Consider the following 7,576-nt stretch of genomic DNA (forward strand, 5'->3'; position numbering starts at 1 on the left):
AAAATCTATTTTTAGCTTGCCTGAAATTCGCGGCGAGCCTAGAGAGCCGCCCCGTTCAACCGAAAGGAGACCTGTCCATGACTGTAAGAGCGAGTTCGACACATTCCGTGCCGGCGCTCGATCTGCGTCTGGCTGACAGAGTTTTCTTGAGGATGAACGACCATGGCCAAGTCCATGATCAAGCGCCGGTGCGAGGCCGAGCGCGAGCGGATAGACCGCTATGAGGCAACGCTGCGGCGAGCGCAGCGTGCACCGAGGCCTGCACCCGATTTCGCACGGGCGCTGAGAGAGTCTGCCCATGGTTTCGCGGGGATTTTGGCCCGCGATCCTGAAGCATGGCGCCCGAAGCTGAAGACGCGCGATCCGGCACGCTTGCGGTTGGCAGCGGCACGTCACCTTTTCGCGCTTTACTCCGTTCCTTACGCGCTTGAGGAAATCTGGCTCGATGGTTCCGGCCTCGACGCCGCCGAGATCACGCTGCGTCGGCGCTGGTACGTGGTGGCGGCGCGCGGGCGCTCGCTGTGGAAGGAGGAGGCGAAGGAGTGGCTTTCCCGCAAGGAAGTCCACTGGTTTCTCAATTCGTCCGGCGAACTCGGCTTCGACGAAGCGATCTGGCTGGCCGTTGCTCGCTCCTACACCGAGGATATCGGCGTGGCTCTGCGCATCGCCCGTTCCAAGATCGCACGCACGCCGCGAGCCGGCTTCGCTTTCTGGCGGGAGGTCACGCGTTTCTTCTGCGCCAGCCCGGCAACCGTCGCCGAGATTGACGATCTCTGCGACTACCTTGCCGCACGGCACGAGCGGGAGCCCGATTACAGTGTTGCAGGCCGCACCCTCGCTTCGCTGCATCGCCAGATGCTCGAATGGCATCGTGATCTCGATGCCATTGCCCGGATCGAGGCGGCCCGCCGCCGCGCCTTCCGAACAAGGGAGGGTGAGGATGACGGCCGTTGGTCTGGCTCGCCGCTCGACGATTGGAGCTGGAAGCCCACGGCAGGGGAGGCGCGGCTGCGCAAGGAGCAGTTTGCGGTGACGCAACTGGTTACTGCGGACGAGCTCGTGGCTGAGTCTCGCGCCATGCACCACTGCGTGTCCAGCTACGCACAAAAGTGCGTTTCCGGTCAGGCGTCGATCTGGTCGTTGCGTCGAAGCGCGGCGGGCAGCGTGAAGCGCCTGCTGACGATCGAACTCGACCGCCAGCACCGGGCCGTGCAAATACGCGGCTTCGGCAACCGGCTGGCCAGTGCTGAAGAACTTCAGGTGCTTGGCCGGTGGGCGAAAGCGATGGGTGTCGTGTTGCCTGAGCATTGAAAGACAGCCCGCGCGATGGAAATGTCGCGCGGGTCCTCCTTATACCGCTTCGGCCATCATTTCGCGGCCGATCAGCCAGCGACGGATTTCGCTGGTGCCGGCGCCGATCTCGTAGAGCTTGGCGTCGCGCAGCAACCTGCCGGTCGAATAGTCGTTGATATAGCCGTTGCCGCCCAGCAACTGGATGGCGTCAAGCGCCATCAGGGTCGCCTTTTCTGCCGCGAAAAGGATGCAGCCGGCGGCGTCCTTGCGGGTTGTCTCCTTGCGGTCGCAGGCTGCAGCCACAGCATAGACATAGGCGCGGCAGGCATTCATCGTCGTATACATGTCGGCAAGCTTGCCCTGGACGAGCTGGAAGGAGCCGATCGGCTGACCAAACTGCTTGCGTTCGTGCACATAGGGCATGACCACGTCCATACAGGCGGCCATGATGCCGAGCGGACCGCCGGCGAGCACCGTACGTTCATAGTCGAGGCCCGACATCAGAACCTCGACCCCGCGCCCCTCTTCATGGAGCACATTTTCGCACGGCACTTCGACATCTTCGAAGACCAGTTCGCCAGTGTTGGAGCCACGCATGCCGAGCTTGTCGAGCTTCTGCGCCACCGAGAAACCCTTGAAGCCGCGCTCGATGATGAAGGCTGTGATGCCGCGCGAATGCCGCTCGGGATCTGTCTTGGCGTAGACCACCATGGTTTCGGCATCGGGACCATTGGTGATCCACATCTTGGTGCCGTTCAGCACATAGCGATCGTTCTTCTTTTCGGCACGCAAGCGCAGTGACACCACATCCGAACCGGAACCAGGTTCCGACATGGCGAGCGCGCCGACATGTTCGCCCGAACAAAGCAGGGGCAGGTATTTTTCTTTCTGTGCGGGAGTCGCCCAGCGGTTGATCTGGTTGACGCAGAGGTTGGAGTGCGCGCCGTAGGAAAGGCCAACCGATGCCGAGGCCCGGCTGATTTCCTCCATCGCCACCACGTGCGCCAGATAGCCCATGCCTGAGCCGCCATAGTCCGGATCGGCGGTCATGCCGAGCAGGCCGAGCGCGCCGAGTTCCGGCCACAGATGCGGTGGGAACTCGTTGCTCGTGTCGATATCGGCGGCCAAGGGTGCGATTTTATCCTGGGCAAAACGCTGCGTGAGATCCCGCAGCGCCTCGACGTCCTCGCTGAGCCCGAAATTAAGCGTGTGCGTGTACATTGCTTTGCTCCCCGGCTGGCTGTGGTGCGCCGACAAGGCGCATGGTCATTGCGAGATAGGTTCTTTTAACGCCATCGATCGAAAGCCGTTCGCCGGGCCGATACCAGACGATGACACCGGTCATCATCTGGATCAGCGCCATGGCGGTGAGGCCAATGTCGTCTACGGAAAAGATGCCTGCTTCGGCGCCGTCGCGCAGGATGGAACGCAGTTCCTTCTCGTAAGTCGTGCGTAGCTTCAGGATATGGGTCAGTCGCTCTGGCGCGAGGCTGCGTAGTTCCATGTTGGAGACATGCGTCGACGACCGGCGCTCGATATGGAAGGCGATGTGGTTCTCGACATAAGCCGCGAGACGCGCCACCGGATTCGCTGTCTCGGGACGTGCCGCTTGCCAAGCCGCTAAAAGGCCCGTCATGTGGTCCCGCATCAGCGTGTAGAGCAGGTCCTCTTTGGTCGGGAAGTAGCGATAGAGCGCCGCAGCCTGCACGCCCACTTCGGCTGCCAGTTGGCGCATGGAGACTGCTTCGTAGCCATGGCGCGCGATCAACACCAGCGCCGCTTCACGGATCGCTGCCTCGGTCCTCTCGCCGTCTGACCCTGTGGTTCTAGCCATGGTATTCTCCCGGCACAGAGAATAAAACGAACGTTCAATTAATTCAAGAGCAGTGTTTGTGACCGGCCTGGCCGAAGGCTGTGACCAGCCGGTATGCTGGAGCTGGCTTCCACCTTGCCTCGGTCTTGAGGCAACGAGCTATGCTTCCTGGCGCTCAGGGTTGTCCTGGCTTGCCTTACGGGGAGGCTTGCCCAGGATACGTCGTACACCGGCCTTCGAGAAAGGTTGTACGATCTGGCCGAAGAAACTTTTGTCGATCGCGCCGCTGATGCCGATGTCGGTCGAGGACGGACGGGCGGGGTTGTGATAGGTGCCGAACACCTGGTCCCAGATGACGATGTTTTCGCAATAGTTGGTGTTGCCTTCGCGCAGGTCGCGCGAATGATGCCAGCGATGAATGCAGGGTGTGGTGAAGATCCGGTCGAGCACTCCAGTGCGCATGTCGATGTTGCAATGGGTCAACAGGCCGATGAATACCGATGCTGCGCCGAGCCACAGGAATACTGGCAATGGTGCGCCCAGCAGGTAAAGCGGCAATTGGCCCAGCAGCATCTTGATCAGCGAATCGACGAAGTGGAAGCGTCCGGTGTTGAGCACCCAGAGCCGCTCGACGCTGTGATGCAAAGCATGGAACCGCCACAAAAGCAGGCGTTCGTGGCTGAGCCGATGCGCAAAGTAGAGCCCGAACTCCGCGATGATCAGCCCGAGGATCGCCTGCACGAACATCGGCGATCCGCTTGGCCAGAGCGAATAAGAATGTTGAAGGGCAGGTTGCGCGACCGTTGCAAACAGCATCGGAAACGAAGTGGTCACCGCCGCCGCGATCTGCGTCAGCCCCTTGGTGACGAGCGTATGGGCAACATTGTTGAATGTCTCGCCATCTGGCTCCAGCCAGGTCCGTTCATAGGGCATGAGGCGTTCGAACAGGGCGATGACCGCAATGCATGCAAGGTAGACAACATTGAACCAGAGGATGGGGTGAGCGCTTTCAAAGGCGAAATGACTTCCAACCATGCTGGCCGCAAAGATCAATGGCCAAAGGGTGATGGACAAAAACCTGTAGAGCACGCCTTCACGATTGAAGTGAAACGCCAACATGCAGTTTCTTCCGTTTGTCTGTCGCTGCAGGCGCACTATGCCTGGGAGATTGCGTCGCCGTAGCAGTCTATTGCGATTCGACGCTGATTTTCAGCGGGCGTTTAGCTAGTTCATCGTCCACAGTTGGACTCTGGTATATTCCATTATCGATCTATCGCTCACACGGCGTTTGATTGGCTTCTGGGGTAGCTTTCCCCGGCACAGAGGGTCGTGATTCCGCATGCTTGTCCGTTTCACACTGATCTGCTGCGGGATGACTGCAGCCGGCCGACGTGGCTTTTTTCCCGCGGATGAGCCGCTCGAGGACAAGGCGATTGTTGATGCATCCGCGTTGGCAGGCAGTTTGGATGCCGCCGACCACTTCTGGACAAGTCCAGCGTTGCGTGCGCGTCAGACAGCGAAGGCTTTAGGCCTGCAGGTGACCGAGGTGGAAGCGTTGCGGGATCAGGATTTCGGCGCGTGGGCAGGAAGGGCCTTCAAGGATGTCCAGCATAGACAGCCGGAAGTATCGCATGCCTTGCTGACTGATCCCGAGCTGGCACCACCGGATGGCGAGAGTTTCCAGGGGGTTGCCCTCCGTGTAGCGACTTTGTTCGATCGATTGATAGCCGAACCCGGTCATAGGATCGCCGTTACCCACCCGGCTGTGATCCGGGCGGCGATTCTCCATGTTCTGAAGGCGCCGCTCATGGGGTTCCGCTATATTGACGTCGAACCTCTCAGCTTTGCCGATTTTCGCAGCGACGGCACCCGTTGGCTACTACGGGCAAGCGGGGCTGTGGTGCCGAAATCTCGCTTGGCTAAGGATTCGGCATGATTGCCGGGACGTCGCTTCAGTTACCCTTTGCCGCGGCAATGGCACCTGGCAGTTCTTCTGCCAGGATATCAAGCTCGTGATCGAGGCCGACGCTGATGCGGATGCAGCGGTCCAGTCCTGCTGCCATCGGTTTGCGGATGAAAACATCGCGTGACAGCAGTGATTGCAGGATTTTACCAGCAAAGGTACCGTCGCGGCGGCAGTCGACCGTGACGAAATTGGTGGCCGAGGGCAGGGGGATGAGGCCATTGTCATGCGCAATGGCCGCGATCCGCTGGCGTCCAGCTTCGACTTTCGATACGACCTCCTGCAACCATGGTTGGTCTGACAGCGCTACGACGCCCGCTTCCTGCGCCATGCGGCTCACACCATAGTGATTGCGGATCTTTTCAAAGTCGCTGATCACCTGCTTCTCGCCGAAGGCATAGCCAAGCCGGATGCCTGCAAGGCCATAAGCCTTTGAGAAAGTCCGCATGCGGATGAGATTCGGCCTAGCAACGTCGATTGCAGGCAAGGCGGAAGCCGGTCCAAGTTCGCCATAGGCTTCGTCCAGCACCAGCATAGTGGTCTCCGGCAGAGATTCGACGAATCGATTGATCTCGTCTGCTTCCCACCAGCTTCCCATCGGATTGTCGGGATTGGAGAGGTAGACCAGCGGCGCGTTCTCGCGTTTGACCGCTGCGAGCAACCCATCAAGGCTTTCGCGGTCATTCTCATAAGGCACCGTCACCAGCCGCCCGCCGGTGCCGGCGACATGGAAATTGAAAGTTGGGTAGGCGCCGAGCGAGGTCACCACCGGATCGTTCGGCCCGACATACATGCGGGCAAGCAAGCCGAGCAGCCCGTCGATGCCTTCGCCGACCACAACATTGTCGGCCGAGATGCCGAGATGCGCGGCGACTGCCAGCCTGAGGTCGTGGTTATCGGGGTCGCAATACATCCACATATCGCCGGCGATGGCCTGCATACGCTCAACGACACGCGGGGAGGGGCCGAAGCTGCTTTCATTGGCTCCCAGGCGAGCACGGAATGGCCCGCCACGATCGCGTTCCTGCGCCTCCGGGCCGACGAAGGGTACGGTGGCCGGCAGTGCTGCGACGATCGGCGAAAGCGGCGGATATTTTGACATGGACGAGCGCCCCGTTTGATTTCTCGTTCTCGCTATAGCGACGGGCGGGAGCGTGCAAGCGCGGAGATCGTTGCAGGCGAAGGCGAACGGACCAGCATTGCGCGTGCAACACGCTTCTCTGCTCGAATGATTCTCTAGCTTGCCATCGGATCAAAAAGAAAACCCGGCGGTTGCCCGCCGGGTTCTGGAAAGTCGGAAAAGACTTTCTCTTAGAAGTCGCGCTGGAAGCGGATCAGGCCGCCAATGCTGCTTTCGTCGCTGGCACCGGTCCAGCTGCCGAGGTAGTCGGCTTCGCCACGCTTGCCTTCATTGACGTAATCAACTTCGGCCGTGACAGTGAAGCCCGGAACCAGCTGGTGAGCGACGTTGACCGCAACACCGAGGTTTTCCTGCTCGTCATACGACACCTGGGCATTCAACGAGGTCTTCTCGTTGAACTTGTAGGTGCCGCCACCCCAGACGGCCCAGTTGCCGCCCCAAGGCTTGTAGAAGGTGCGGGCGGCGTTGTCGTCCGTACCGTAACCACCCATGATGAAGAGCGCGATCTGGTCGGTGGCGTTCACGTCCAGGCGAACCTTGCCTGCCCACTCTTCCCAAGCGCTGTTGTAAGCGACGACGCCGGTGATGCCGCCCCAGCCCTGGGTGTACTTGGCGCCGAGCACGACATTCGGAACCGCGCTGTCGATGGTGTTGTTAACCACGCCTGGAACCCAGTTGTCAGCAGCGTCACGAACGAAGGTATTGTACTCGCCCGAGCCCTGCTCCAACGACACGATCGCCGAGAAGCCGTTGCCAGCGTCGAAGGTGTAGCTGATCAGGTTGGTGTCGAATTCGCCATAAGGAACGATCGTATCATCGATGACGTTGCCGGCGTAACCGGTGAAGGTGTCGAAAACCGACTCGTCCTTACCAACGCGCAGACCACCGAGCTGGATCCAGGCGTAATTCAGGGTGATGCCGCTGTTGCGGGCGTCCCAACCAGCACCGTCAGGTCCGCTATAATCACCGGAGCTGTTGCCGAAGTTGAAGCGGGTTTCGGTGTAGGTCTTCAGGGTGCCGAGTTCGGTCTCCTGACCGGTCCAGGTCTTCAGAGCGAAGCGGGCCTGCTTGCGCCAGGTGTCCTGCTCTTCGCCATCGAGACGGTCGTTTGCACGAGCGCCGTCGAAGGAACCGACGTCACCGAAGCCGGCATCGTAACGGATGTAGCCGCCGATGCGCAGGCAGGTCTCGGTGCCCGGGATGTAGAAGTAGCCAGCGCCGTAGACGTCGCAGATCTTGACGTATTCAGCGGGTTCCGGCTCGGCGACGACGACTGCGTCGGCGGCGCGCGCACCGGAAACTGCGAGCAGTGCCGCAGCCGAGCCGAGGAGAAGGCTCTTAATGTTCATTTTCTGACCTCCAGTCA

Annotated in this window: 7 protein-coding genes; 2 read left to right on the forward strand and 5 right to left on the reverse strand. The window is 60.5% G+C overall.

All coding sequences use genetic code 11. The features are described 5' to 3' along the window. The first annotated feature begins 162 nt into the window (after positions 1 to 162). Positions 163 to 1,311: a PcfJ domain-containing protein gene (locus tag L4923_RS20755; protein ID WP_239368634.1), complete on the forward strand. Its 1,149-nt coding sequence runs from the start codon at positions 163 to 165 to the stop codon at positions 1,309 to 1,311. 39 nt (positions 1,312 to 1,350) lie between these two features. Here the strand turns inward: L4923_RS20755 and L4923_RS20760 are convergent, their stop codons facing one another. The 3 genes from L4923_RS20760 to olsE all read right to left on the reverse strand — a co-directional run bounded on the left by L4923_RS20760 (position 1,351) and on the right by olsE (position 4,225). Then, entirely contained in the window at positions 1,351 to 2,514 is a 1,164-nt protein-coding gene (locus L4923_RS20760; protein ID WP_239368636.1) for an isovaleryl-CoA dehydrogenase, read from the reverse strand. Further along, on the reverse strand, positions 2,495 to 3,127 hold the full coding sequence (locus L4923_RS20765) for a TetR/AcrR family transcriptional regulator (protein ID WP_239368638.1): 633 nt from the start codon (positions 3,125 to 3,127) through the stop codon (positions 2,495 to 2,497). Before L4923_RS20765 ends, L4923_RS20760 begins: the two co-directional genes overlap by 20 nt. A gap of 138 nt (positions 3,128 to 3,265) precedes the next feature. Continuing rightward, positions 3,266 to 4,225: an ornithine lipid hydroxylase OlsE gene (olsE, locus tag L4923_RS20770; RefSeq protein WP_239368640.1), complete on the reverse strand. Its 960-nt coding sequence runs from the start codon at positions 4,223 to 4,225 to the stop codon at positions 3,266 to 3,268. Positions 4,226 to 4,478: 253 nt separating this feature from the next. Here olsE and L4923_RS20775 point away from each other — a divergent pair, with 253 nt between their 5' ends. Beyond that, positions 4,479 to 5,042 carry a histidine phosphatase family protein gene (locus tag L4923_RS20775; protein ID WP_239368642.1) on the forward strand — a complete coding sequence of 188 codons (564 nt, stop codon included), beginning with the start codon at positions 4,479 to 4,481 and terminating at the stop codon, positions 5,040 to 5,042. A gap of 16 nt (positions 5,043 to 5,058) precedes the next feature. On the opposite strand, the gene L4923_RS20780 is transcribed toward L4923_RS20775, so the two are convergent. Next, complete coding sequence (locus L4923_RS20780; RefSeq protein ID WP_239368644.1) at positions 5,059 to 6,171, reverse strand: pyridoxal phosphate-dependent aminotransferase; 1,113 nt, start codon at positions 6,169 to 6,171, stop codon at positions 5,059 to 5,061. A gap of 209 nt (positions 6,172 to 6,380) precedes the next feature. Then, positions 6,381 to 7,559: a porin gene (locus L4923_RS20785; RefSeq protein ID WP_239368662.1), complete on the reverse strand. Its 1,179-nt coding sequence runs from the start codon at positions 7,557 to 7,559 to the stop codon at positions 6,381 to 6,383. Positions 7,560 to 7,576: the final 17 nt, after the last annotated feature.

The sequence above is a fragment of the Terribium retamae genome (assembly GCF_022347545.1).
GTDB classification, from domain to species: Bacteria; Pseudomonadota; Alphaproteobacteria; order Rhizobiales; family Rhizobiaceae; genus Mesorhizobium; species Mesorhizobium retamae.